The organism is Acinetobacter sp. LMB-5, assembly GCF_001541635.1.
Classification (GTDB): domain Bacteria; phylum Pseudomonadota; class Gammaproteobacteria; order Pseudomonadales; family Moraxellaceae; genus Acinetobacter; species Acinetobacter pittii.
This window is the reverse complement of record NZ_LRDR01000102.1, coordinates 1-345: the sequence shown is the minus strand read 5'-3', so window position 1 is coordinate 345 and position 345 is coordinate 1. Positions and strand designations below refer to the sequence as shown.

Sequence of the window (345 nt, the reverse complement as noted above, 5' to 3'; positions counted from 1 at the left end):
GATTTCCAATGCCTTGGCAAAGCTCCCAATATTCAGCTATTACACAATTAATGAATCTGCTCCGTTTGGTAGTATTGATGGTCAAAAACATGCTTGTCGTATAAACACATTTAAAGCGCGATTCTCGGCAAAGTACTTCCGTAAAGGAAAAGGTGTTTCGGCTCTCACACTAGTATCAAACCACGTACCAGTGAACACTAAAGTCATTTCAGCGAACGAGTATGAAGCGCATCATGCTTTTGACTTACTCTATAACAATACCAGTGATATAGACCCAAAAACTCTGGCCACCGACACTCATGGCGTCAATAACGTTAACTTTGCGATCCTTGACCTATTCGGATA

General features: G+C 41.2%; 1 protein-coding gene. It reads left to right on the top strand.

From position 1 onward, the window contains the following. On the top strand, window positions 1-345 hold a 345-nt coding region (locus AW165_RS18695), incomplete at both ends, for a Tn3 family transposase (RefSeq protein WP_155859669.1).